The sequence below is a fragment of the Legionella cardiaca genome, from assembly GCF_029026145.1.
In the GTDB taxonomy this organism is placed as follows: Bacteria; Pseudomonadota; Gammaproteobacteria; order Legionellales; family Legionellaceae; genus Tatlockia; species Tatlockia cardiaca.
In genome coordinates this window covers 2,059,584-2,086,149 of the sequence record NZ_CP119078.1, presented here as the reverse complement: position 1 = coordinate 2,086,149, position 26,566 = coordinate 2,059,584, and the positions used below count along the sequence as shown (strand labels likewise).

The window sequence follows — 26,566 nt, the reverse complement described above, 5'->3', positions numbered from 1 at the left end:
ATGCAGAATAAATATCCTCTGTGGAAAAATCTTATGCTGGTCATTATTGCAGTGGTCGGCTTAATTTATGCGATACCTAATCTCTATAGCGAAGATCCTGCTGTACAAATTTCTTCGCAGAATCCGGTTGATATGGATCAACTAAGTCAACAAATCAGTACGTTATTGAATAATTCAAAAATAAAATATAATTCAATAACCACCACTAATGATCGCTTGGAGATAAGGTTTAACTCAACTGACGTTCAGTTGCTGGCACGTGATGCGATTAAAAATGCTCTGGGCTCTCAGTATACTGTTGCTTTGAATCTTGCACCAACCACTCCTCGTTGGCTAAGTATGATTGGTGCCGAGCCAATGAAACAAGGGTTAGACCTCCGCGGAGGGGTGCATTTTCTGCTCGAAGTAGATGTCGATAGTGTTATTAGCCGTCGTAATGAAGGGTTAATGAAAAGTATTGGTCAGGACCTGCGCGAAGCTGGTATTCGCTATATAGGTATTCGTTATATTGCAGATAAAGGGATCGATATTCGCTTTCGTGATGAACAATCAAGGGATGCTGGTTTAGAAGAAGTTAAAGACAAATTTCCTAATTTAATGATTAGTCAATCTAATGCCACCTACTCGATTTTGGCTGCCTTATCACCCACCGAATTAAATTCGATTCGTCAAAATACAATTGATCAAACAATGAGTATTTTACGTAACCGTGTTAATGAGTTGGGAGTAGGTGAAGCTATTGTGCAACAGCAAGGCGCAACTCGGGTTGGTGTGGACCTGCCAGGCATACAGGATGCTGCTCGTGCTAAACAGATCCTGGGCGGTACGGCAACGTTACAGTTTTATTTAGTTGATCAAGATAATGATGCACAACTAGCTAAACAAACTGGTGTTATCCCGGTTAATAGCAAACTGTATATGATGGATGGTCATCCTATTCTCTTGAGGCGCCAAGTGGTGTTAAGTGGTGATTCAATTACCAGTGCTGTTTCAAGTTTTGATCAGCAAACAGGAACACCCGCCGTACAAGTCCAATTAGGTGGCGGTGGCGAAAGCTTATTTACCAAGGTTACTCGTGAAAATATTGGCAAACGTATGGCTATTGTATTTGTTGAAACTAAAACAAATACCTATACCATTGATGGTGTTGAAAAACGTGTTACTCAGCGTGAGGAACGAGTGATCAGTGCTCCAGTTATTCAAAATGCACTGGGGAATAACTTCCAAATTACAGGATTAACAGACAGCAAAGAAGCCAGTAATTTAGCATTATTATTACGTGCCGGTGCTTTGCCTGCTGTAATATACCCGGTGGAAGAGCGGACGGTTGGCCCATCTTTGGGTAAAGAAAATATTCATCGTGGATTAGTTTCTCTTGAAGTAGGAATGGGCTTAATCCTGGTGCTTATGTTAGTTTACTATCGTTTTTTTGGATTTGTGGCAAATATAGCACTCTTTTTAAATCTGATTTTACTGGCTGCATTAATGTCCTTGATTGGTAATACTTTAACATTACCCGGTATCGCGGCGTTTGTATTAACAGTGGGTATGGCCGTAGACGCCAACGTACTTATTTATGAAAGGATTCGTGAGGAGCTTCGCAATGGTTTGTCACCTCAAGCTGCAATACATGCCGGCTATGATCGGGCATTCGCAACCATTGTGGATGCAAACGTTACAACATTGATTGTAGGTATTGTCCTTTTCGCGATAGGTAGCGGTCCTATACGTGGTTTTGCTGTTATTTTATCGCTAGGTTTGCTGACTTCCATGCTGACCAGCATCACTTACACTCGTGCTATCGTCAATTGGTACTATGGCGGCCGTAATGTAAAAAAACTTTCAATTGGTATTTGAGAACGAGGCTCAGATGGAATTTTTTAATCCAAATTCAAAAATAGACTTCATGGGGGCACGTAAGTGGACCGCTTTGCTGTCTGCGCTTATTTTTATAGTGTCTATTGGTGCTTTGTTTACTCATGGTTTGAAATGGGGATTGGATTTTACCGGTGGAACACAAATTGAGGTTTCATACCCACAAGCTGCCGATTTAGAAACTATTCGTGAAAAATTATATAGTGTTGGTTTCAAGGAGGCACAGGTTATAAGCTATGGAACATCGAAAGATGTTTTAATTAGTATTGCTCCAAGAGCCGATCTTGATCAGACTGTGCTCGTTGATAAAGTAATGGCTCAGTTGCCTGGAGCAGCAAAGCAACGTGTTGATTTTGTAGGTCCGCAGGTTGGTCAAGAATTAGCAACAAAAGGAGCTCTGGCCATTATTGTTTCTTTACTGGCCACTATGATTTACATCGGCATGCGCTTTGAATATCGTTTGGCCGTAAGTTCCGCAGTCGCTCTAATTCATGACCCTGTGTTAATTCTTGGTGTGTTCGCATTATTTGGTATCGAATTTGATTTGAAGGCCTTAGCGGGACTGCTCGCAGTTATTGGTTATTCGTTAAACGATACTATTGTTGTGTTTGATCGTGTCCGCGAAAATTTTGTTAAAATTCGTCGTGCCACTCCTTTAGAGATTATGAATATTTCTATTAACCAGACATTGTCACGTACCATCATGACATCTCTGTTAACTCTTTTCGTCGTGGTAGCATTATTTGTCTATGGTGGAGAAACAATCCGCGGATTTTCTCTTGCATTGATTATTGGAATTATCGTTGGAACCTATTCCTCAATCTATGTTGCCGGGGCATTGGCTGTGGCAATGGGATTAGATAGAAAGGATTTTTTACCTTCGCAACGCAAAGAAATTGATGATAGACCTTAATTTATCATTGTAAATTCGAGCATCGTGATGTCTTTTAATCTAGGCAATTGATGCTATTACTTGCCGCGGTCTATCCGCGGCATCCAAAGTCAGGCGCATATTTCAGATACCGCTAATAAACCACAATACGAAGGGCGGGAGATAATAAGAAAAAAAGAGTAGTCAAAAATAAATTATGTTATTGTATTCATCGATTTAAAAATTTTTGAATTAAAATTGATATGTCCATTATAAGGCCATTTTTTGAGGGAATAGGAACTGGCGCAGGAGTGGCTTGGCCCCTATTTGGTATTATTTCCTCCAGCTTAAGCTTAGGGATAGGTAGTGCTTTTGCTTTGACATTGGGGTTAATATGCAGCAGTATATTTCTACTTGTCAGTATCCCGGTATTTTATCTAGCTTACCAACGTTTCCAGGAAGAAGAAAAAAAGTTAAATGACAAATTTTTAGGACTTCTTAAGAAACTGACTTTGAAATCAAAGCAATTTCTCGACGAGTGCAGTCAAGAGGATTTGCTGCGAATCATTGGAGAGAAAAGTGAGCAGAATATTCATTACGATCATGAATTAAAAGACGATCAAAGCTTCTCTAATTTTATTGCCTGTTTAGCTGCAACCTGCAACAAAAATAATTTTACTAATTTACCGGATAAAGAAAAAAATAATATTATATTTCAAGCATTGTATGTATGGATGCATTCTGCTGAAGTAAAAAAAAGTCTAAAATCAGTTAGTAACATGAACTTGCTTTATGCTGGTTTTCTCGGCTTTGTTGGGGTATTTGGTTCCATAGCTGGGTGCAGTGCTGGTTTAATGGGATTATTGGGAGGACTTGGTCTTCTCACAGGTTTTAGTGCGTTCCCTCTTGTGGGTCTAATCGTTTTAACCTTAGCGAGTGGGTTTGGTATCTATACGGCAATAAGCGCGACAAGCTCCACAATTGAAAAGGATAATAAAAACCAGTTATGCAAAAAAATGAAGGGTTTGATTACTTCTTTAGGTACTTATCAATTATCAAAGGAAGATAAGGTACACACTGTCGAGACGACAGATGATGTATTTTCTTATAACCTCGAGAGTACTCCGAAAAATCGTTCGCAATTTGTTAATCCTGGAATATCAATGAATTGCTTATTTTGCAAAGATAAAGAAAACATTCGCACCGAAGAAGATTTATTATTGAATAACGAGTCAACCTCTTTTTTGCTGAATGCCTGATTAAACAATATTCCTCATTAGAATGAAGTTGGATGGATCTATTGTAGAAAAGAACATAAATTGCTATTTATAGTTAAATTAAGCGATTTTCTTTCTATGAAAACATTTATTTATCAATGGTCACCGACACTACTCGAATCAATTCGACAAGATATTAATTCCTATCTTGAGGCGCGCCCTTATTCAGCTCATTCATCTACTGTTGATTTTGCGCGGGAAAATTTTATTGCAGAAGTAGACACAGAAGGTTGTCAAGAAGAAGAGATTTATGAAAAAGTAACTCGTTATACCCAAAATAAATTATTAACAGAAACTATCTTGTCTCCCGCTGGAGGACAAGCTCTTTTTAGTATTCCTCATCTTATCATGAATGATTTGACGATAAGGGAAGAAAGCACGCTAAATCAATATTATAAAACCGGTAATTTCCGTCAATTAGTCTATACAAAAGACGCCAAGGGTGATCATTTTGCTAGTCTCTTTCTATGTTTTTATGGTTTGCGAAATAGCAAAGAAAATCTTCTTCTGGATAGAAAAACAGGTGAAGTAAAACAGGTTGATTTTGTAACATATCAGTCAATATTTAATCCAATCTTATCTCAATTGGATAAAACTGTTTTAGAAAAAACAGCAAGAAAAACGCTAAAATTTGATATCGCTCCTTTTGCTGCTGTTCATATTCGTCTAAGGTTAAAGGCAACTGCAACAAAAGCAGAATTTATACCGATTACCACGAAAGTAGCTGTAAACTACACTCGTTTTGAACCTAAAAATAGCGATGAAATGTATTCGTTTAAAACATTAGGTTGCTCGGCGGATGTTTCTGTTTATAAAGAATTTATTAATGGCATTACTAACGATTTAGCCGCAATTCCTACTGTTCACGCAAATATCTCAACGATGCAATTTGCAAGAAAATTAAAGCACTGTTTTTCTTGTCTTAGAATGCACAATCATAATCAATTTTTATGTTTGCTGGAGGATTTTTATTTTCAGGTAAAAGAATATTTGGCGTGTGACGCTGTTAACAGAAAAATAAAGGCAGTTACTGCAGACGATATTATCGAAGTGGTTATTGAATGTTTGCAAATCACAAAACCTGAACTAAGTGATTTGGTATTGGTATGCCAACTTATGACTGCGCTTTACAATCATAAAATATCAGCATTCGCCAGCATGAGATACTCCCTAGGCCAACTTTATTATGCTTTAAGTCACTACATTGGAAGTCGTAATGATTCAGAACGTATACGTGATGAAACGGATGAGAAAACATTTAGTCCGGAATTATTAGAAAAAATCATTAATAACATACACGTCGATTATCTTCTGGCAGAATTTAGAAAAATGGAGACCTTCCACATTCTAAAAATTAAATCTTGTGAAGTATTATATGCTTATACTATTCCGACTTTAGCTTTTGAAGGAGAATATGATGAAGTCGAATATGCTTTCTACAGTCAAATTAGCTATATACAACAATTAGAATATTCCCCTCTTCTAACTCGTCAAGATTATCGTTTATTGTTACTTGAACGCCTGCATCTGCTAAGCAATGTGATTGATAAACTTGATAAATCTGACTACTATAACAAAGAACGACAGGCATTTGTTATTAGTAAATTGTCGGAACTATTGGGTTTAATTCAAAATTTTTTATATTTAAGTCACAATTCAGCCTTAGCCGACAAAATACTTACTAAACCATTAGAAAAACAATTTGATTCAATTATTTTAGGAAAAAAAAATTCGGAGCTTAAAGAAGGGGCATTTTTCCAGACGCTATTTACTGAAAGTGATACAGATAATTATTTTTTCATAGAAAAAGTGACTAAACTGTGGCTAGCTTATTTGGATTCAATTGCAAAACTTCTAACATCACCACCTGCAAGCTCAACGACAGATGGCGATCGTTTGCAACTAATTCGCCAATTGGAACAAGTTAAAAAGCAATTAAACTCCCAGAATCAGACGCTTATTGCAAACAGTGTGGTAATTGCTGAGTTTAGAGATTTACTGGAGATTTTTTGCACTTTAAATCGCCCGGGTTTTTCCAGCTACTTTAGAGCTGAGTCCGCTGAATGGTACGACAAATTATATAAGCTTGCGATGGGGGCATTAGAAAATATTTATTTATTGCAAATAATATCTAAATTCTATATGGGTGATTATTATCTGCCTAATTTGCAGGATGAACTAGGACAGGTTTTGAAACCCGTACAAACATACTGGTCTCGTTTAAACTTTTTTCAAGGCACCAGTTTTGGACAGTCCTATCTAGAGCAATTTTTGAAAAATATAACTAATCAAGCAGCCGATGATTATCTTCTTTGCATGCAATATGGTGTTATTGAGGCATCCCAATCAGAGGTTGAAGTGAAAGATGAATTAATTGTTGCACAAGTTTAGTCATTTGGTCGGGAGGAGGGACTATTCCTGTAATATTTTTAATAAACCATTCCATGTATTACCGTCCATTTTAAACTTCTTTAAGTTATTATAAGCGTATTCTAGTTTGTATTTTCGCCCCAACGACCCATCTTAGCTACCCAATACAGTAAACTGAAATGCAAATTTTACGTAGAAGCATTAAATATCCACTAATATGACCAAGCCTACAATAGAGGAATCATTTATCTAGTTATTGGAGTTAGGATAATGGGATTAGAACTATTTAAATTTAGCGGTACTAAAAATACTCGAGAAAAAGAATCCTCCAATATAATAATGCAACCAGACGGTTTGGGTGATCACTGGATTGAGTGCAGTAGAAAAAAAACAGGGGTAATAACAAAGGAGCTATTGGAAGAAGCCTTTACTATGATGGAGGAGCTGGAGCGAAAAAACGACGATATCATCATTGTTACTCAGGAGATGGCTGAAAAAATAAATCTGCTTCCCAAGAGATTCACTTCAATTGTTTTTTGGTATCGACTATTTGAGTATCCTGCTTCAATATCAAAGCCAGCTGAGCAATCGAAAGCGGATTGCATTAAGTATTTAAAACACCTCCCTGATTGTGTTACAAAGGTTAATTTTAACATCCACGTTAAATGGAAAAATCCCGAGGACCTAATAAAGACTCTCCCAAAACATGTGACTCATTTCACTATTAATGCGGATATTATTGAAAATTGTACTTATGCGGAACTAATCCCATTTTTTAGTAGCTTTTCAGAGAATATAAAAGAAATCTCTCTTTTAGGTCACGATAATAAAAAATTGGCAATTGATAATAAAGTATTACGTGATTTGATAATTAAATTACCTCTTTCTGTTAAGACACTTACCGTTCCAAGGGATGATTTAAGTGTTTGCAATCTCGCGACAGAAAGAAAAATAAATCTGGATGTATACAGAAAGAAAGAGTACTTTCCTGAAAGCTACAGTAAACTTACCCACTCATCAAAAGATATATTTCAGAAGGCAAAAAATCTTTTAAATGATTATACAAAAAATAGCAGTTGGAGTCCTGGATTTACTCTTTTTGCTAGTTTTCACTGGAATCGGCATCATGTGGATAAAGTGAATAAAATATTGAAAGAAAGTACCCATATAGAAGACTTATTGGCAAGACTTAAAGATATCGAAACGCAAAAAGATTTTAATCCCACCGGTTCTCTGGCGCGTCGAATTTACTACATTAAAAATATGCAACATCTGTCTCAAGAGTTGAGTAATGAGGTTGAGGAGCCCAGCTATAGTGAGTTAAAAATTTAAAAAAGAAAGGGTCATTATTGATAGCCTTAATAATTATTATTTGATAACAAAGCATTAATAATAATTTAATTTCTCTTCATCCAATTCAGACTCTGGTACATACATCTTTCTTGCATTTTGTATTATTTGCTGCAGTTTAGCGATTTCTCTAGTCTGAAAAAAACTCAAGTCTTGCATATGCACTTCGAATAATCCTTTCGCCAAGGTGCCGAAATAATCATCACCCTCCTCAATGACACCAAGATAGGAAAATATACTTATGAATGCAAAATCATAACCTAAGCCCTCGTTGGGCTTATAAGGAAGCAAAAAAACTTCTTTTCGAGTATTTGCATTAAGTACCTGACGTTGCGTGGAGAGGGTGTGCATAGGTGGGCGTGGATTATTCCCCCACCATGGCTGCGGGTGACACATTAATTGTATTAAATAGATAGGCAAGTGCTCACGCTGGCTAAGCCCTAATCTGGCGTAAGCTGCTTTAAGAGCATCTTCTGATAAGCCATCGCTTCTATAAGCATCAAATATCTTAAAAAATTCCTCGTATTCTGCAAAAAGAGCGGGAAAATTGATGTATTCTTTTTGTTCTTCTGCTTGCTGTAAAAACTGTGATAAGTACTGATTATTATCTTTGATTGCATTAAAGAATACATTTAAGAGGTCAGTATCCAGGATTTTTATGACATATTTCAGGGGACTAATTTTCTTAGGATACTCATCAGAATGAACATGGGTGAACATTAGTGAAGGATCTTGGGTTATAACTCGTACAATTTCCTGGTAATTTGCATGATGAATGAGCTTAATTAATCCCGCCGCATGGACATGAGGTTGAAAAAAGGAGGCCCCTATTTTTGAGCTTAAGAATACATCCCGTAGTTTATTGTTGTTAAGATAATTGTCGCCAACTAGCCATAAAGCTAAATCGGGAATTTTTGTTTGGTTGGGCATTTAAATCTCACACTGCCAAATTTTAAATAAGTTAACAAATTTAATAAAAAATTGTAATTAGTTAGCAATTATCCGGTATTTATTTTAATCACATAATGTAAAAATTAATTGATTTGTTTTTTATTCATTACGTGCGGTAAACTATTTTCGTTTAGGAATAATGGTTATAAAAGATGGGTCAAGTGAAAAATTACGAGTGGATTTTATTTGATGCTGATGAAACGCTATTTTCGTTCGATGCATTTAGTGGTTTGCAACGTTTATTTTTGGATTTTGGAATAAACTTCACCCAGCAAGATTTTCAAGAATATCAACTCGTTAATAAATCGTTGTGGGTAGATTACCAAAATGGAGCTATTACTGCACAGCAACTGCAACATCTGCGATTTAACAAGTGGGCTAATAAATTAGAAATTTCATCTAAAGAATTAAGCCGTGCATTTTTAGCAACTATGGCCGAGATTTGCACTCCGCTAGAAGGAGCTGTTAATTTACTTGCGACTCTGCAGGGAAGAGTCAAACTTGGTATTATCACCAATGGATTTATTGAACTCCAGCAGGTTCGTCTGGAACGCACAAAACTTGGTGGTTATTTTGATTTGTTAGTGATATCCGAAGAAGTAGGGGTAGCTAAACCCGATCCTGCGATTTTTAACTATGCGCTTTCTAAAATGGGAAATCCTGCACCAGAGCGTGTATTAATGGTTGGTGATAATCCGGATTCCGATATTCTGGGAGGAATGAATGCCGGATTAGATACTTGTTGGTTTAATGCTGACAAGAAACCTATCCCTTCAGGACTAAATCCTCAATACCAAATTTCTTCTCTGCTAGAACTTGAGGGTTTACTGCTGAATAAAACCACTGTAAAGCCCTCTTATTCGTAGTGCTTTAAACTAGCAATGCATCTATTTTAGCCGCACAGATAAAATCGTTATGGGATAGGCCTTTTAGGGCATGAGTCATAAAACGAACATGGCAATAATTGTAGCCTACTTCAAGATCAGGATGGTGATTCTCGACATTGGCTATCCAGGCAATTGCATTAACAAAAGCCATTGTTTCATAAAAATTGGCAAAATTGAAAGAACGTTTAATTTCTTTATTATCATTTTGTACTTGCCAATGGCTATCAAGTTGTGGCATCAAATGATGAATCTGCTCAGCAGTTAAGGCTTTACCAATCCCTTCACAAGACTCGCAATGTTTTTGACTTAAATCAGTTTTCATCGTTTTAACTCCTCTAATTCGTATGATGAGATAAGCAAAGCGCTAGTTTATCAAGAAATCGAGCATTCTGAACGCTATTACCGATGGTCACTCGTAAATGATTTGATAACTTATAAGGTTGTAATGGTCGAACAATCACACCATGCTTTAATAGTTCCTCATAAATCGGTAATGCATTCACTCCACAGTCGAAGGTGATGAAATTACAACGAGAAGGTAAATAACTTAAATTTAAAGTATCAAAACCTTGCTGCAGTTGCTGCATGCCTTGTTGATTAAGCTTCAAGGTTTCAGTGACGAATTCATGATCATCTAAAGCAGCGTTGGCAGCTTCAAGAGCAGCTTGATTGACGCCAAATGGGGGCTCAACGCGTAACAATAATTCCGTGATTTCAGGACTGGCAATTGCATATCCCAGCCGTAATCCTGCAAGCCCATAAGCCTTCGAAAAAGTGCGTGTAATAATTAAATTTGGATAATCTCGTAAGAGATTAATGCTGGTCTTGTCTCCCGGACTATAGGCATATTCATAATAGGCTTCATCTAAAACAATAATCGCTGTAGCCGGGACATTGGCTATAAGTCGTCTAATCTCTTCTGGATTAATAAAAATGCCTGTTGGGTTATTAGGATTAGCTAAAAAAATAACCGCTACATTCTGCTGACTCATGCTAATCATTGTATCAATATCCACGTGCCAATTGGGTTGCAAAGGGATTTTTTGTACAGTTATGCCTAAAGTCTGTGCCTGAATTCCGTAGGAAATAAAAGAATGCTCATGAGTTAACATGTGCTTGCCGGTATGGAGGGCAAACGTGGTTAAGATTAACGAAAACAATGAATCTGAGCCGTTACCTAGCGTTAGCATGGTTTCACTAACTCCTAATTTTTGGCTAAGTTTGTGTCGTAATGGATGATTCATTGGAGAAGGGTAGGTTGCTAGTTGGTGTGGTGTGAGTCTGGCTATCGCCTCTTTAGCTTTATAACTGCAACCAAGGGGGTTTTCATTGCTAGCAAGTTTAATAATATCAGTTATGCCTTGCTCGCGTGCCAATTCCTCAACCGCTTTACCTGGAATATAAGGCTTTAATGATTGGATACCTGCATGAGGTAAATGATGATAGTCACAAGACAATGGACTCTCTCCTTAGATCCTAACGAGGTTTGATATTACCTAAGAGCTATTAAAAAGTGAATGTATCTATTTATATAAAAAAGCAATTTTAAAAACTTCTTGCTTTCTCCTGCTACTCCTAGGTAATCTAAGCCTGCAAAACGACCTCAGGAATGGATTTATGAAAACCTCTCATGGCTTTTCTGTAATGGAGCTATTGGTAACTTTATTATTAGTAACAAGTATCTCGCTTACGGTTCTCCAACAACAATTGCAAATTAAACAGTTATTGCACCGTGCTTTACAACGCTCGTTGGCGGCAACACTGCTTGATAATAACTCCGAACGTGCCTTAGGACGACAACCATTACTTCTTACCCACGACCCTTTTCAATTTAAGCAGACACCGATTGCAAAAGGGAGCTTCCTTGAGATTTCCTGGGGATTTGAATTACCTGATTCTTCTTGCTGCAAATTGCAACGGGAAATTATGGTTCATGAGTAAACAAGGTGGTTTAAGTTTAGTCGAGATAATGCTAAGCCTTTTCTTGAGTACTCTCTTGTTAACGGTGTTGATTGAATATTACCTATCGGCAAAGAAGCAATATCATGAGACGCAAAAACTATTAGAAGATGCTTTTGAATTAGAGTGGGTACAGGATTTAATTCGTGATAGCGTTCGTCGAGCAGGTTTTACCCCGTGCATGAATCTTCATTGGTTAACTACTGAAAAACTTCAGGCAATTCAATTAAACGTTGATAAAGCGCAGAGTCTGCGTATTAATCACATGAGTGAACACTATTCGTCAGTATTAACGTTTAATGTTGATGAATTAACTCTTGCAGAGGGTTCTTTTAAAACGGGTGATATTGTTCTTATTGCTGATTGTTATCATGCAGAAGTGGCGGAGGTTCTTTCCAGTCGACGTATCAACGACCACCCGGTCGTTAGGCTGAAAAATTCCTTGATCTATGACTATGTAAGGCCAATTTATTTGGGTAAATGGTTACAGGAAGTGTTTTTTATTAAAAATAATCAACAAGCAAAGAAGGCCTTGTATTACCAACAAAATCATGCTGAGGAATTGACGCCTCTAGTGAATAGCTTGATTACTCATCTCCAATCCAGTGATGGTTTAACAATGCTGCAGGTCTCACTTGGGTTAGCTAACCAAGAGACCATCATGATTGAGACAACGGTGCGGGCTTTATGATGAATCAAGAGGGCATAGTGTTATTGATGACAATTCTTATCCTATCTTTATTATCACTTTTGGTTTTATTTGAAATGCAACATATTTTTTTATATTACAAAGGGTTAAATCAAATTATTGAAAAAAGACAAAACTTCTACACATTGGAATTAGGGGCGCAAAAATTAGCGCTACAATCCTGGCAATATGGTCAATCATGTATTAGGCCAGAAAAAGATTCTAAGGAAATAATGCATTTATTAACCACAGAGGCCTGCAGTTTTAAAGAGAAGAACCAGGTATTTTTATATCTTGTCGAAGACTTGGGAGAATTTCCATGCTTACAATCCCTGCTCAATAAACGGCACTATAGTACCCACCATTGGCGAATTAATGTACTGATGCAAAAAACGGGTGCCAGGTTGTTACAATGGCGTATTGCGCGTCCTATTGCATTGCTGCCTTGTTTAAATAAGCCGAATAATATACCTCTGGGACTTCTTAGCTGGCGTTATTTAGAAAATAATTAACATGTTAAGTATTTGTTAATTTCAATAGGATAAAATTACTATAATTATAGTACTTCTTGGTAACTGTAAATGGGAAGAAGATTTAAATGCTTGGGTGGTCTTACTCTTGTTGAGGCAAAACTTACCGATCACGAACCTATTCTTGATGGGGGAGTGTGCGTATTAAATTTAATGTGCCTTGGCAATGGCAAAAATAATTCTTTTGGTTTCACCGAGACTCCTGATCAATACCGAATTAGATTGGCAAAATTAGTCGAAGCTATTAAAGAACTTAAGGAGTCAGATGGTATTGATGTCTTCATGTTTCAAGAGGCACCGAAGTATAATAGCGCAGAGGATCCCACGAATCTTTTTTATAGAGAACTCCAAAAAATTCCTGGCTTTGAAAAGCTTAATCCAGCAAATATTACACCAACACAGAACACGCGCTCAGCAATGTTTACCATTGCCGATTATGATCGCTTTCCGATACAGAGTAATACCACTATAAATTCACCGTTAGGTATTCATGGGAGATTTCAGGAGTTACAACTGACTTCGGCGGATGGTAGAACAATTTCTACAATAAATGTTCATGGTGATTGGACCCAGCAACAGGCAACCAAAAAGGCAATAATGGACAGCACCAATTTGCCTTACCCTACTATTATCGGCGGTGATTTCAATGTGACTTCAGGGATTGATGATGTTATGTTTGGCCAGAAAGGAATTTATCAAAAGGCGGACTTATTTCAAACGTGTGATGGTTTATTAAGTAGTACTACACCCGTAGCCGCTTTAGTCCCTATTGGGTCTAGAGACCCTGTAGAAAAACTAATAGTGGATGGGAAAATGGCAACTCAATTGCTCAATAAGTTTAAAGCCACTCCTTTGTTCTTGCAGTTGGGCATTCCTTTGAATCATAAAGGATTTATTCCAGGGATAAATTTGTCTTCACCCCCTGGTTTAATAGAAAAAAATCAAGCGCTTATTACAATTTCTGGCCCTAATTCACATCGTTTGAAGATAGCACTGGAATCATTTCTCAAGCAAGAAAATAGCAAGGCTCATACTAAGGGGACAGAGGTTACATCCACTAATCAAACAGTTGAGTCTGCAAAAGAAGACTTTTATAGCAAGCATAATGAACTTTACAAAGAGCAGAGGGCTCATTGTTTGTGGGGTTTCTTTAGAAACACAAAAATAAAACCATCAATGAGTCTGCAAGAGATTATTTCCCATGCTCAATCAAGTAATAATAGAAGTCGGGAAGTATGTGTTAGTTTAGGATGGATGAATAATAAAGGAAAGCTTACCCCACAAATTGAGGCTTTGATTGAAGAAGAGAACAAACAAGTTTTTGGTTATTAATTAATACCTCTATTAGCTAGATAAAAATGTCATGCCCGCGTAGGCGGGTAACCATCTACCAAAAAATCCAATATATCCAAATTAGCTACCCGTTATCTGCTCAGAGAAAAATCTACCCCTATACATAGAGCGAATACCTATACTTATAAGTATTAACTATTCAAGATTAGGAAATAGAAATGGATTTTTTATCACAAACATTAAATGCTTTTAGCCATTCTAAGAAAAGTTGATGACTACTGTTGAAGAATGGCTCGTTTTAAGACCGCAAGGGCTTTATTGTATCCCAGGTGATTTTTATATTGATCCTATCGATAAAGTGGACGCAGCCATTATTACTCATGGTCATCGTGATCATGCAATAGCTGGGCATAAAAAGGTATTGGCTACTCCCGAAACGATTGCCATTATGCAGCTTCGCTATGGTTTGGATTCAACGCAGTTTTGGCAAAAACTCGCCTTTGGCACACGTGTAACCATTAATCAGATTAAAGTTTTATTGTTACCTGCAGGACATGTTTTAGGAAGTGCACAAATAGTTCTTGAATATAAACATAAAAGGGTCATTATTTCTGGGGATTATAAGCGGCGAGGGGATCCTACCTGTGCAGCTTTTGAGGTGATGCCTTGTGATATTTTTATTACGGAGGCAACGTTTGGTTTACCCATTTTTAGGCATCCCGCAATCCAGGAAGAAATTGGGAAACTCCTTCAATCCCTGAAAAAACTTTCCTTATGTCATCTGGTTGGGGTTTATCCACTAGGTAAATGTCAGAGACTAATAAAAGCGTTGCGAGAAGCCAATTACCATGAGCCAATTTATTTACATGGCGCTTTATTTAAACTCTGCCATTTCTATGAATCATTGAATATTCATCTTGGTGATTTAAGGCAAGCCAATACCTTAAATGAAAAAAATGCAGTAGGAAAAATTGTACTATGTCCTCCGAGTTCACTTCATGATAGATGGACGCGGCGTTTTGGTGAAATTGTTAGGGCAAATGCTTCTGGGTGGATGCAGATTCGTGCTCGTGCCAAGCAAAAAGGCATTGATTTACCTCTGATCATTTCTGATCATGCTGATTGGCTGGAGCTTCTGCAAACCATTGATGAGGTACGTCCCGGAGAAATTTGGGTAACTCATGGCCAAGAAGAGGCTTTGGTATATTCTTTATTAAAGAAAGGATATAAGGCTCAGGCGCTTCATTTGCTAGGTTATGAAGATAGTGAGGAATGAGATGGAAAAATTTGCTCAATTACTCAATAGTCTCTATTTTGCTTATAGCCACTTAAAAAAAGTAAGTTTACTTAACGAGTTTTTTGCTACAACGCCTGATCCAGATCGTGGTTACGCTTTGGCTATTTTGGCGGATACTTTAGAGTTTCCAACCTTTGGTCGGGCTTTAATTAAAGAGTTAATGCAAGAACGAATCGACCCCTATTTGTTTGCTCTTTCTAACGATTATGTAGGAGATGTCTCAGAGACACTTGCTCTATTGTGGCCTGAATCGTCAGTTAAACGAACTTCTTTACCAAATCTGAGTGAAATTATCACTGCTCTTAAAGAGTTACCCAAACAATCAATCGCTTCCTACCTGGCAGAATTACTAAGTAAAAGTAATGTGGTAGAACGTTGGGCTTTATTAAAATTAGGAACAGGAAGTTTAAGAGTTGGGGTATCAGCACGTTTTGTTAAAAAAGCATTGGCACAATATGGCAATGTGGATATTCAAGAGATTGAACATCTTTGGCATGGTTTACTACCTCCCTATATTGAATTATTTGCCTGGCTTGAAGGAAGACGGTCGCTTCCTGATATTTCTGAGAATATTTTCTTTCATCCGGTTATGTTGTCTCATCCCCTTAAAGAGAAAGATTTACCTTCTATTACAGCAGAGGTATTTTTTGCTGAACATAAATACGATGGAATTCGAGTACAAGTGGTGTGTACCTCACAAAATAAGGCACTATATTCACGCACTGGAGATAATATCAGTGGTTCATTTCCTGATGCTCTTGCCTCTATAAATACACCTGTTGTTTTAGATGGTGAATTAGTTATTCAAAGTCAACAAACAATTGGTAGCTTTAATGAGTTGCAGCAACGTTTAAATAGAAAAAAAGTAAGTGAAAAAATTCTTAAAGAACAACCCGCAGCTGTAATCTTATATGACATTCTTGAGGAGCAGTCGATTGATTTACGACCTTTGCCACTTAAGGAAAGGCGCAAAAAATTGGAAGCTTGGTTTGCAAACTATCGTCCTCATAATATGTGGTTATCAGAACTATTGCCCTTTTCTTCACCAGATAGTCTTTTGAAATTAAAAGAAAAGGTTCTTGCTAAGCAACATGTGGCGGTTGAAGGATTAATGTTGAAGCGCAAAGATGGTCCTTATATTGCCGGAAGACCGGTTGGGTATTGGTATAAATGGAAAAGAGACCCTCATTTAATCGACGCTGTACTCATGTATGCACAAAGGGGGCATGGAAAACGCTCTTCCTTTTATTCAGATTATACGTTTGGATTATGGCATGAAGAAAAGCTACTACCTATTGGTAAAGCCTATTTTGGCTTTACTGATGAGGAGTTGTATCAATTGGATAAATGGATTCGCCACCATATTGAACATCACTTCGGACCCGTTAGAGAAGTAGAGAAATCCCTTGTATTTGAGGTTGCATTCGATGCCGTTAACCTTTCATCTCGCCACAAATCAGGTGTTGCCCTACGTTTTCCGCGAATTCATCGCATTCGCTGGGATAAGCCTGCAAGTGAAGCTGATAATTTGGAAACGCTTTTAGCACTCATTAAGTAATCATTTGTTGTCTTACTTCCCCTTATTTTTCCCTATAGATAATCAGGAATATGGCGAAATAAGAATTATAATTAATTATAAAATAAATGAGGAAAAGGGATGATCGGCTATACGTTTCTTGATTTGTTGGAGGATATTTCTGACTTTCTTTGGTATCAGAAAAACAAACTATGGGTAACATCATTATCTCCTCTATTGTTTTTTGGTATAACAATTACTTTTTAACTTTTTCAACATTACAAGAACTGACAAAAGAACGAAATTTAGTTATTACTCAAAGTGATTTTAATAAACTTGAGCGTTATTGTTATAAAAAAAATTTGCAAAAATCCTTTTTAAATAAGACAGATTTAATCTCTGATTTAATTATAAAAAAAGTTGAAAAGAAGATAAAAGATACCTGGTTATATTTATATATTGATTCTAATAAAAAAGTGCATGATTTTTACTTTAATAAAAATGATGACTTGGACAAGATACGTGAGTTCTTCAATAACTCGCTGGCATCAAATGGCTTACCTCATAAAATAAATTCCTACATGGCAGAGAAAGAAAAAATTATAAAAAGTAAATTTGATATAATTAAAAATAACCGTGATATAGATTTTTTTTAATAAAAACTGCTATTCAATTCCTCTATATTATTTTGAAATATTCTAATTTAATAGGTTAATATTGGCGCCTATTTAGCATGTACAAAATTCAAAATGTCAAAAGAGCGTTATGAAGACAATGAATATGAGCAATTATCAATAGCCAATCCATTAGAAGTTTTTGAAATTTTAGGCGAAATTGCGGGATCTCTTTCTAATCGGGAGATAACAAACAAGGACAAAGAGAGCAACGAACAAGAGCTACTCAATATTATCAATGCACGCGAAGCTTATACTGCATCGTCGCGGCTGTTTTATCATGTCAGTGCTAAAGTACCACGCTCTCATATTGTAACCCAGTTGTTGTTACGCACGGCTCAAGGTAAAGAAGATTCGGTTAAACAGTTATTTGAGTTAGCCCCGGCCTGTATTCGCTATTTAATAGCTAAAAGTGATGTAGAAGATTACTCTGGGAGACGGTTTAAAAATATTTCTGCATTTCAATATGCTTTATGGTCCTGGGATTGGCACATGTGGGAGATGATGTTAGCGGCATTAGAAAAGGCTGAGATCTACGCGCTTGATAATAATCCAGACAAGAGAATAGATATTCTCACGAAACAAGAAATCATTGAGATACGAACAACCTTATTAGATCAATATCATGAAGTAGTGGATAAAGGACTTGATTATACCGTTAGCCGTGTACGTGGAGAGGGGGACAATGATACTTCTTATACGGTGGAGGTTAAAGGTGAAAATCATTTCGATCTCACAGGACCTGAATTTTGTTTCATCCCGGAAGATGACAATTTTATTCCGGAAAAAGGCAAAATCTATGTCAAGATTGTGGATAATTTACTGCATTATACAGTGATTAGTTTATCAGGTGAGCGGGTTAATGCGAATATACCTTTAGCAAACCTAAATCTTCCACAGTTAGATACCCTTGCAGACCTAAAACCTTTTGTAATTTCTATCCTGAACGTTATGGCCGAATCTGGTCATACCCACCCACAATCACTTATCAGTAGCTTAACAACCTATTGTGAGCAATATGGCGGTTGGCATATGTCTGAGTGGACAAAGCATTGGTGTCAGGTAGTGGGTGCAGCACAGCGAGAACTCCCTGCCAATATTGCGCAAGAGTATTGTCGCACCGATGTATTACTTAATAACACACGCTCATTTAAAGAGTCGAATTTTCCAAGAACCCTAGAGTATTCCTGTTCCCTAATCTACAAAAATAATGGTTGGTTTCCCCTTAATAAATTTTGGTTCCCTCTGACAGCAGATAACAAACTTGGGACCGACTATGGGATATTTGGCTGTACACGGGATTGGCCTGGTGGGGCGGCATCAGGAGGGACGGAGAGGAGAGCTCGCGATAATTTGGAGGGATTGCTCACACTATGTCAGGTAAGGGCTGAGCAGGTTAGCGAGCTTGGTAATCGTTTGTCAAAGCAGGTTCAAGAAGCGTTAAATGCGCGGGAGCAATCAAGCGAATTGAGTAATTTTAGTGTACAGTGATTAACGGTCAGGGTTAGTGGAATCTAAAAACAGGAGCCAACCTTTAAAGCCCTTCTTCTTTTAAAGAGGAAGGGAGATCAATGTCTAACCAAAATGTGCGCTTTTCGTCTCTTCCGGCTCCGTTTCAGTCAAGTGATTCAGAGCATTAACTACTAGTTTAGCTGATTCCGGAGAATAATGGCCATTAGACGGAACAGGGCTAGGATAATCATTAATCTTTAGCACTTTAGAGAATTCATCCAACAAATAAGAAGAAAATGAATGCCGGTGGTAACGCGTTTCTTTGGCAGTTAAAAAATTATTTAAATTACCAATAATCTTATTTGCCGAATCACAGGAATCTATATCAGTTTTAAAATTTTCTGCTCTTACTTGTCCATATTTTCCATGCCTTAGCCAGCTGAAAAAGCCATTTGCAAATCCTCGATTATTTTTATTATTATCCTCATAATGTGCTTTATATTTTTGTTGAGCGTCCTCAACCGCTTTTTTAAGCTGTTCTGCTAACGGTTTTTTAGCAATACCACTTAAGAATAATTCTCCGTCAGTGGGAACATTCGTTGTGTCTTTATTGTCTCTTTCATAAACAGAATTATTGTTATCAGCACTTAATTCTTGTTCTTTATAACTTTCGGGGGAAAGAGCGCATTGGTTAAGAAAAATTTTTCCTACATTTTCGGCCACATGATGCGAAGTTGAATGCCCACCGTGACCATCATAAACACCTATAAGAACTGGTTGCCCCAGCGTAATAGTTTGTACACCTACGGAGATATTATCGTCTGAGGAAGGTTTAGCTGCTGCAACTAAATGCTGCGCAATTTCTTTTTCAGATTTCTGCCCTGGTTTACCTCCATTAAATTCTGATAATACCCGAGCTAAATATTCTTCCTGTGCAGTTTTATCATCTATACCTGCAGCATCAGTAAAGCCATCACAAGTCGTAATGATTTGAATGCTGCCCACTGAACTTTGTGGTATTTTTTTTTGATTTAAAAGAGTTGGCAGGTTGGTTATATCAATGGTTGCTTCCGAAGTAACGAGTTTTGCTTGGTTGTCGCCCAGTAAACGCTCATCAAAATCCCCAATTGCTCGAGATACTGCTAAAAGGCCGTTTACTCTACCAAAGATGATGCTACCACCTAAACTTTTTATTCGATCCATTTCTGTGGCATTTTTGGGTTTATGAGTGACTGAATTTAATCGTGTTACGCCTAAGAGCTGTCCTTCTGTTCCATAAATGACTGCAAAGGAGGCTGCATCAGCTAGAGTGGCTGTCACCAGGTTGACACCGCCGTCATAAACAGTCGTGGAGGCAGTAGTACCAGGTCTATTATTCGAGAGTCCTTTGACATTCTTATCAAGTTGCCTATAAGTTGTCCATAAACGTTTTCCTATATCCTGGGCACTGAGATTGGCTAATGCTCCTTTATCAATAACATGCCAGGCCATGGCATCTTCCTGAGTTTTTCGTGTATGCGTTGCTTCTACACAGGCAAATTTGTATTCTTTATTCTCATGCTCTATATCCCCTTTAAAAGCAGGATCGGGTGTAGAGATAATTTCAACCATTTTTAGAGATCTCCAGTATTCTTTTTTGGTATTATAGAACCTAAAACTGAAAGAAATATTAAGGCGCGAATTGGCTCAAAAAACCTAAAGGGAGCCATTATTTTTCTTTTCTGACTATGCTTATTTTTACAAGAGAAATTAAATTTTAGTAATATTTTCTGACGGTTAAATATTAATGTCTTGTGAGACAATTTTAATTTCATTTGTTTCGTGACGGGCAATAATCAAGGTATATTCAGGGACCTCAAGCCAGGTGGTGGTGTCTTCAGTTAAGGGTTCGGAAGCAATAATAATACTTGATTTGATTTGGCTTCCCTTCATCTTATATTCATTATCATAAAAGCCATAGCTTTCCCCGTAGGTATACCATAAGGAATGATAGCCAGAGTGTGTGGTGGAAGGCGAATCGGGCGCATGCCAGCCATAATCGAGAACAAAGCGGGTGGCCGCGATAAATTCACCATTAGTAATAAATAAATTAACAGGTGAATTAATTTTAATGTTTCTTTTAGCGCGAACGCGTTGCAAAATCTTTAATGTCTCTATAAGTGCTTTGGCAATTTCTTCCGTTTCATAATTCCCTACAGGTTTTGCAAGCTGAGATAAGAAAACGGCATAGATCCACTCACTATCAGTTGTACCTGTAATATCTTTTCTATAATCTGCAGTGACATACTCCAAAAGATCATAGCGCATCAACGCAAAATTACTTAATGAACCATTATGTGCCAGAGCCACATTCGAATGAGAAAAGACGAACGGGTGTACATTTTGATTCGAAATAATTTGCTTATCGTGATAAGAAACACCGCGTAAATGAGCAAGAAGACAATGAGGTGAAATTTTTGACGCGAGATTTTTTAAATTTTCATCGTAAAATGGAAGCTGTGGTGTTTTATAAAGATGAGGAAAGCTGGGATTATGAGAAGTATTGTCCCAAGCAGCAATGCCAAATCCTGCCAAATTTAATAAATGTGACATGTACTTAGGGTGATAACTTTGTTTGATAAACGAGTTATCAGGCTTATAAAGCAGCTCTTCAACTAAAATTGGTTTACCCAGATAAGATAATATTCTGCACATAGTATTTACCTGTTATAAGCTTCAATTTGAAGTCGGATATCTAACTTATCAATGGATTTTTCCAGGGCAACTAAGGATGCACAAATTAGGCTATATAACTTATACCAGAGTTGTGGTTTATTTTCTTGAAAATAGGTTAATGCGGTATCCGATATTTTCAACAAAATAGCCTGTTCACAAGTTGAAAACGTAATCGTGTAGGAAGAATCATTATCCACACAAGCAACGCCGGCAAAGAATGTTCCAGGCCCAATAACTGATAATTTGGCAAGCTTATTATCATGAACAATACTTGATTGGACCGCCCCACAAATCACAATATAGCATGAGGAGCGCTTCTCTCCTTCATAGATTAATTTGCAATTTTTAGAAGCCTCTATTAATTCCATGCGTTCGAATAAATCATCCAATTCTGCTTTATTAAAAAATTTAAATAATGGTTTCTCCGATAAGTGATCCTTATCAATATGAGCCTCTGCAAAAGTAATTGTTTTCGGTTGATTAAAGGTATGAACTACCTTGCCAAAGAAGGATAGGCTAACCATGTCAGAATTTGTAATGTAACTGGTTACTTTATCGTGCATGCGTTTTAAGCGCCCACAGGCTTGCCGAGAAAGAGCATCCAGGAGCTTATAGGTTATTTCAGGATAATGAGCGGATAATAGTTCAAAATAGGTACTATCAATCAGCAAACATTTAACCTGTAATCCTGCAATAACTGAAGTAGGGCATGGTCTTTTTTCGATAAAAAATATTTCTCCAAGAAAACAGCCCGGACCTAACGTTTCAATGGTTGTTATACCTTGGCCCATAGCGCGTGCGGTAACCGTCACATGGCCTTCAATGATAATATAGATTCCTTCGGTTTCCTTGCCCTGCTTTAAGATAATTTGACCGGGTAAAAAGTCCGTGATTTTGCTATGTTTAATTAAAATATCTAATTCCTGCTGATTTAGGTATTTTCCTAATGCACCACTTTCCAAATTATCAAGCAAAGTTCGGTATTGATTGCTGTTATTCATTCCTAATACGCTACCCATCACTATGCTCTCTCCGTACTACGGATCATTCCCAATTTTAATTGATAATGAATGCCTTAAATTATTAGTCCTAATAAAAAACATAGTACATTTTTGCAGGTTAAGTAATGGAAATTTCGCTACAAAAGAGATAAAAGTTTCTTTTGTTATGTAATTATTAAATTTTTTATACTAAGTAGAGTGATTGAGACTGGCATGTTCCGTTCTAGGTAAAACACAATAAAGTTCGCGCAATTGAGCAAGGGGGATATGGGCTACATCCCAGAGGCTCCATCCATGGGAAAACAAATTCATTTGCATTTGTGAACCTCTATACCATGCTTCCCAAAATTCATAAGGATTGATGGCAACCTTATAAGCCCCAGCGAGATCATTAATTTTTATCCCTAAATAAAAGGAGTACATCACTGGAATAACATGGCCCTCAATTGAATTTTTTTCTAACATAGTAGAGGTAAAAACCGACACCAGAAGTTCTCCATAGGGGGTAGTATCATATTCACTTAAAACATGAATGGAGTCATGAGGCATTACAAAAGCGAAATTAACCCCTTCTTCTTCTCCGGGAAATTTGTAGTTGTTGTTTTTAAACTGTAACCAAATATGATAACCGAAACTATCTTTTGGTAGCTGGCTTAAATTTTCATAGCGTTGTGCTAACAAAGGATCTTTGTTATTTCCGCGATAGGGAAAAAGCCAATTATCAATATCTTTATCATTCTGAAGATTCGGGAAGATATCAAAACTTTCAAGATTTTTACGCGAAATATCTTTGATAAGCCAAGGAAAATCCCCTTCTAAAGTTTTTTTTAGTTGCTTAAGATAATGAGGATTAATATTAGCCGCTTTTGCATAATCAAAAACTACCTGAATCTGTGCTGGATTGATTTTTCCATCCATTAATGCTGTGACAACTAAAAAGCGCAATATATATTCCGCCTTAGTTGGATTAGGGAAATTTTTAGCAAAATCATTGGCGGTTATATGGGGTAAATTGGCCAATTGAAGCTCATCTTGATGCGTAAAAACATGACGGTATACAGCTTTGAGGGAGGCATGTTGTAGTGGAGATAATGCTTGTTTTCCCTCTGCAGTAGCAACATTATGCATGGCAGACAGAAGATAAAAAATTTCAATAAGTTGTAGTCTCACAATAGGTTCCAGGATATATACTTTTATGAGCTTAAGTATAGTTAAGAAATATAACAGAGCCCAATAAGTGGTGGGGATGTGGTTTATATTGCACTATTAATATTAAGTTAAGCTTAATATGGTTAGATCAGCTCCAAAATTTTTAGGAGTTGTGATGCCTGTTTATCAAGTTAACTCGCCGGTTATAATTTTTAATCATCCTGAATATGGAGAGCGCCTTTTATTTAAACAAGGTCTTACAAATCCACGTAATGAATTGGGAAAAAATGGAGTTAGTTTACATAGTGGGTTAGGCTCATTATTTTATAGAACGATTAAAATCAGAGCGACTTTAATTAATGAAAAGGGGCAACATGAGAATCGTGAGTTTAGTCTTAATCGCAATAGCTTAATTAAATATCTGGGAGAGAATGCAAGTACAAATGATAGTGATGACATCCTCATACAAAAGCTTAATCAAGGATTATTAACTTCTGATTTAAATAATTCTAATCAGGAAGATAAGCAGAAACAGAGTATAGCCGGAGAACGTTTACGTCATGCAGGACAGCATAACCGAAGGTTAATTAGCCATTGGACAAATGCCTTTATAGACTATTTAAAAGGCTCATTTCTTGGTTGGTTGTACCAAAAAACAATTGGTGGTTTAAACCGTATTAAAATACGCTTTCTTTTTGTTAGAAAAGAGAAAGATATTTTTGAAGCAGGTGAGGTTTTAGCAAAAAAACGTTTTCATGATGCTTATAAGGATGTCCCTGCTTATAAACAGCATATTATTCGCTTTAATGGCATACCTGTTTCCACGACCACATTCCAGGATATCCCCTTAACAACTAAAGAAAATTATATTAAATATCAACAATTTGATTCCGACACTCATTTTTATGGAAAATATCCAGCTTATGCAAAAACAGACACATCAACAGGAACTACTGGTAAACCGACAGCTTGGGTGCGTGGAGATTGGGAATTAGAGATTGTCAAAAAATCTTTGCAGTTAGCTGCAAAAATCCAATTCGGTAATCGGCAGTTAAGCTATATTAATGCATTCGCTCTTGGCCCTTGGGCAACGGGTTTAACTACTTATGAATTAATGAGAAACACGGGAAGTGTCTTTGCAACAGGGCCCGATAAGGAAAAAATTCTTGATGAAATATTACGTATCGCGAAGTATGAAGAGCATCAGCTTAATTTGGCTGTAGATAAATTATTGTCACAAAACCCACGCATTCTTCCGGCTAATAAGCAACTTATCAGCGATTGCATTAACAATACCCTTAAAGCATTGTTGGCAGATAGAGAATTGACCGTAGCCAGTGCTTTAAATAAACAAATGGAGCTTCTTCCCCAGCAAGTACATTCGTTTATTCTAAAACATAAAACCCAAATCTCAAGCATAGTTCAAACGTTAAATACAGAGAAAAAGCAAACCATTATTGCTGGTTATCCTCCTTTTCTATTAGATTTGGCAACGTACATTAAAGAGAAAGGCCATGATTTAAAAGATTTTTCAATTGTTGGGATCGTCGGGGGGCAGGCGATTTCCGAGGCAATGAGGGACCGTTTAGTAGAAGATGGCTTTAGCAGCATTTACTCTTCCTATGGCGCATCTGATTTAGATATAAATCTTGGTGTGGAAGCAGAGGATGAGATTTTTGTGCGTAAAGCAATTGAGCAAAATCCTGGCCTTGCACGGGAGTTTTATGGTGCAAATAAAGGATTGCCTATGGTTTTCCATTACGATCCGATGAACTGCCATGTTGAATGTTTAGATGGCAAGGATGAGAAAGATGAAGAAAGAAATTCCTTGGTTTTTACAACCACCAGAGAAGATCGCTCCTCGCCTCGTATCCGCTATAATTTAGGGGATAAGGGGCGAGTTTACGCTTCAAGTGATGTCCAAGCATTATTAGCAAAATATGGAATTTTTTATAAACCCAAAACAAACTTACCCTTAATGTTTGTTTGGGGACGTGACTCAACGGTGGTTTATAATGGCGCTAATTTGGCATTTACGGAACTAGAGCGCGCCATTACGGACACGGATACCGAGAATAAAATCCTTAAAAAAGCATTCTATAGTTATCAAGATCATTTAGGTGCTGAAAAATTAGAAATTTGGTTAGAACTCAATGAGGGAATCGAATTAACAAACGATTTGAGAGAATACGCCCAAACGTTGATGTCTCGATTGGCACTTTTAAACCAAGATTTCCGTTATCAATTAGAAAGTCTCAATGAGGGTACACCACTCCCAACAGTACGCTTCTTTAAACGTAGTCAAAGTCCTATCGGTGAAGCGGGTGGGCATCGCAAGCAAGTACTTGTTTTCCAAAAGGAAAACTTACCGAACGGCTATCAATTGCCCAAAGAGGATCAATGTCAAGAAGTAACGGTTCCGATGAGTCAAGATATTTTGAATTTTGGCGCGCGAGCTCAGTTATAAGTAGCAGGGTTTAATCATATAGATCAATTAATGGCTACGATAGACACGGTACACGCTACGATAAAAATAACCGCAGCATTCCCTGGGCATGAACATAATGCGGGAAGGGGGATAACCGAGTTTGTGGATGATTGGAAATGCGTAAGGGCAGCATGGATGCCAATCTGCTTAGGAAAGGAGCTACGGCTTAAAATGTGCAATTAGCTTATTAATTTAGGCGGTTATTTAATAAATTTCCTTCGTC

22 protein-coding genes are annotated in these 26,566 nt (G+C 37.2%); 15 read left to right on the top strand and 7 right to left on the bottom strand.

The window, feature by feature from the left end:
• The 5 genes from secD (at position 1) to PXX05_RS08895 (ending at position 7,725) form a co-directional block, all read left to right on the top strand.
• Positions 1–1,857: a protein translocase subunit SecD gene (gene secD, locus PXX05_RS08915; RefSeq protein WP_275087878.1), complete on the top strand. Its 1,857-nt coding sequence runs from the start codon at positions 1–3 to the stop codon at positions 1,855–1,857.
• Between the two features lie 13 nt (positions 1,858–1,870).
• Positions 1,871–2,788 (top strand): protein translocase subunit SecF, encoded by a 918-nt coding sequence (gene secF, locus PXX05_RS08910; RefSeq protein WP_275087877.1) that lies wholly within the window; start codon positions 1,871–1,873, stop codon positions 2,786–2,788.
• A gap of 221 nt (positions 2,789–3,009) precedes the next feature.
• Positions 3,010–4,005, top strand: a complete 996-nt coding sequence (locus PXX05_RS08905; protein WP_275087876.1) for a hypothetical protein — start codon at positions 3,010–3,012, stop codon at positions 4,003–4,005.
• 96 nt (positions 4,006–4,101) lie between these two features.
• Complete coding sequence (locus PXX05_RS08900) at positions 4,102–6,414, top strand: hypothetical protein (protein ID WP_275087874.1); 2,313 nt, start codon at positions 4,102–4,104, stop codon at positions 6,412–6,414.
• A gap of 249 nt (positions 6,415–6,663) precedes the next feature.
• Positions 6,664–7,725 carry a DUF5617 domain-containing protein gene (locus PXX05_RS08895; protein WP_275087873.1) on the top strand — a complete coding sequence of 354 codons (1,062 nt, stop codon included), beginning with the start codon at positions 6,664–6,666 and terminating at the stop codon, positions 7,723–7,725.
• A gap of 54 nt (positions 7,726–7,779) precedes the next feature.
• Here the strand turns inward: PXX05_RS08895 and PXX05_RS08890 are convergent, their stop codons facing one another.
• Entirely contained in the window at positions 7,780–8,673 is an 894-nt protein-coding gene (locus tag PXX05_RS08890; RefSeq protein ID WP_275087872.1) for a hypothetical protein, read from the bottom strand.
• A gap of 173 nt (positions 8,674–8,846) precedes the next feature.
• On the opposite strand from PXX05_RS08890, the gene yjjG reads away from it, so the two are divergent.
• Entirely contained in the window at positions 8,847–9,560 is a 714-nt protein-coding gene (yjjG, locus tag PXX05_RS08885; protein WP_275087871.1) for a pyrimidine 5'-nucleotidase, read from the top strand.
• Positions 9,561–9,564: 4 nt separating this feature from the next.
• Here the strand turns inward: yjjG and PXX05_RS08880 are convergent, their stop codons facing one another.
• Together PXX05_RS08880 and hisC are read right to left on the bottom strand one after the other, a co-directional pair.
• On the bottom strand, positions 9,565–9,903 hold the full coding sequence (locus PXX05_RS08880) for a 4a-hydroxytetrahydrobiopterin dehydratase (protein WP_275087870.1): 339 nt from the start codon (positions 9,901–9,903) through the stop codon (positions 9,565–9,567).
• A 13-nt stretch (positions 9,904–9,916) separates the two neighbouring features.
• Positions 9,917–11,038: a histidinol-phosphate transaminase gene (hisC, locus tag PXX05_RS08875; protein WP_275087869.1), complete on the bottom strand. Its 1,122-nt coding sequence runs from the start codon at positions 11,036–11,038 to the stop codon at positions 9,917–9,919.
• A 160-nt stretch (positions 11,039–11,198) separates the two neighbouring features.
• Here hisC and PXX05_RS08870 point away from each other — a divergent pair, with 160 nt between their 5' ends.
• From PXX05_RS08870 to PXX05_RS08835, 8 genes are all read left to right on the top strand, one after another.
• Positions 11,199–11,522, top strand: a complete 324-nt coding sequence (locus tag PXX05_RS08870) for a hypothetical protein (protein WP_275087868.1) — start codon at positions 11,199–11,201, stop codon at positions 11,520–11,522.
• Complete coding sequence (locus PXX05_RS08865) at positions 11,515–12,231, top strand: prepilin cleavage protein (RefSeq protein ID WP_275087867.1); 717 nt, start codon at positions 11,515–11,517, stop codon at positions 12,229–12,231. Before PXX05_RS08870 ends, PXX05_RS08865 begins: the two co-directional genes overlap by 8 nt.
• Positions 12,228–12,740, top strand: coding sequence for a hypothetical protein (locus PXX05_RS08860; RefSeq protein WP_275087866.1), 513 nt, complete (start codon positions 12,228–12,230; stop codon positions 12,738–12,740). The genes PXX05_RS08865 and PXX05_RS08860 overlap by 4 nt, the downstream gene beginning before the upstream one ends.
• A 69-nt stretch (positions 12,741–12,809) precedes the next feature.
• On the top strand, positions 12,810–14,090 hold the full coding sequence (locus PXX05_RS08855; protein WP_275087865.1) for an endonuclease/exonuclease/phosphatase family protein: 1,281 nt from the start codon (positions 12,810–12,812) through the stop codon (positions 14,088–14,090).
• Between the two features lie 232 nt (positions 14,091–14,322).
• A complete protein-coding gene (locus PXX05_RS08850) occupies positions 14,323–15,327 on the top strand; it encodes a ligase-associated DNA damage response exonuclease (RefSeq protein WP_275087864.1) in 1,005 nt (334 codons plus the stop codon).
• A gap of 1 nt (position 15,328) precedes the next feature.
• A complete protein-coding gene (locus PXX05_RS08845; protein ID WP_275087863.1) occupies positions 15,329–16,906 on the top strand; it encodes a cisplatin damage response ATP-dependent DNA ligase in 1,578 nt (525 codons plus the stop codon).
• Positions 16,907–17,076: 170 nt separating this feature from the next.
• Positions 17,077–17,520, top strand: a complete 444-nt coding sequence (locus PXX05_RS08840; RefSeq protein ID WP_275087862.1) for a hypothetical protein — start codon at positions 17,077–17,079, stop codon at positions 17,518–17,520.
• A gap of 93 nt (positions 17,521–17,613) precedes the next feature.
• Entirely contained in the window at positions 17,614–19,029 is a 1,416-nt protein-coding gene (locus PXX05_RS08835; RefSeq protein WP_275087861.1) for a hypothetical protein, read from the top strand.
• An 84-nt stretch (positions 19,030–19,113) separates the two neighbouring features.
• Here the strand turns inward: PXX05_RS08835 and PXX05_RS08830 are convergent, their stop codons facing one another.
• From PXX05_RS08830 to PXX05_RS08815, 4 genes are all read right to left on the bottom strand, one after another.
• Positions 19,114–20,601, bottom strand: coding sequence for a PP2C family serine/threonine-protein phosphatase (locus PXX05_RS08830; RefSeq protein WP_275087860.1), 1,488 nt, complete (start codon positions 20,599–20,601; stop codon positions 19,114–19,116).
• A gap of 165 nt (positions 20,602–20,766) precedes the next feature.
• The gene (locus PXX05_RS08825) at positions 20,767–21,684 is read right to left on the bottom strand and encodes a class II glutamine amidotransferase (RefSeq protein ID WP_275087859.1); all 918 of its coding nucleotides are present in this window, start codon (positions 21,682–21,684) and stop codon (positions 20,767–20,769) included.
• Positions 21,685–21,689: 5 nt separating this feature from the next.
• Complete coding sequence (locus PXX05_RS08820) at positions 21,690–22,724, bottom strand: cyclic nucleotide-binding domain-containing protein (RefSeq protein WP_275087858.1); 1,035 nt, start codon at positions 22,722–22,724, stop codon at positions 21,690–21,692.
• A 171-nt stretch (positions 22,725–22,895) separates the two neighbouring features.
• Positions 22,896–23,876 carry a hypothetical protein gene (locus tag PXX05_RS08815; protein WP_275087857.1) on the bottom strand — a complete coding sequence of 327 codons (981 nt, stop codon included), beginning with the start codon at positions 23,874–23,876 and terminating at the stop codon, positions 22,896–22,898.
• Positions 23,877–24,030: 154 nt separating this feature from the next.
• Here PXX05_RS08815 and PXX05_RS08810 point away from each other — a divergent pair, with 154 nt between their 5' ends.
• Positions 24,031–26,322: a phenylacetate--CoA ligase family protein gene (locus tag PXX05_RS08810; RefSeq protein ID WP_275087856.1), complete on the top strand. Its 2,292-nt coding sequence runs from the start codon at positions 24,031–24,033 to the stop codon at positions 26,320–26,322.
• Positions 26,323–26,566: the final 244 nt, after the last annotated feature.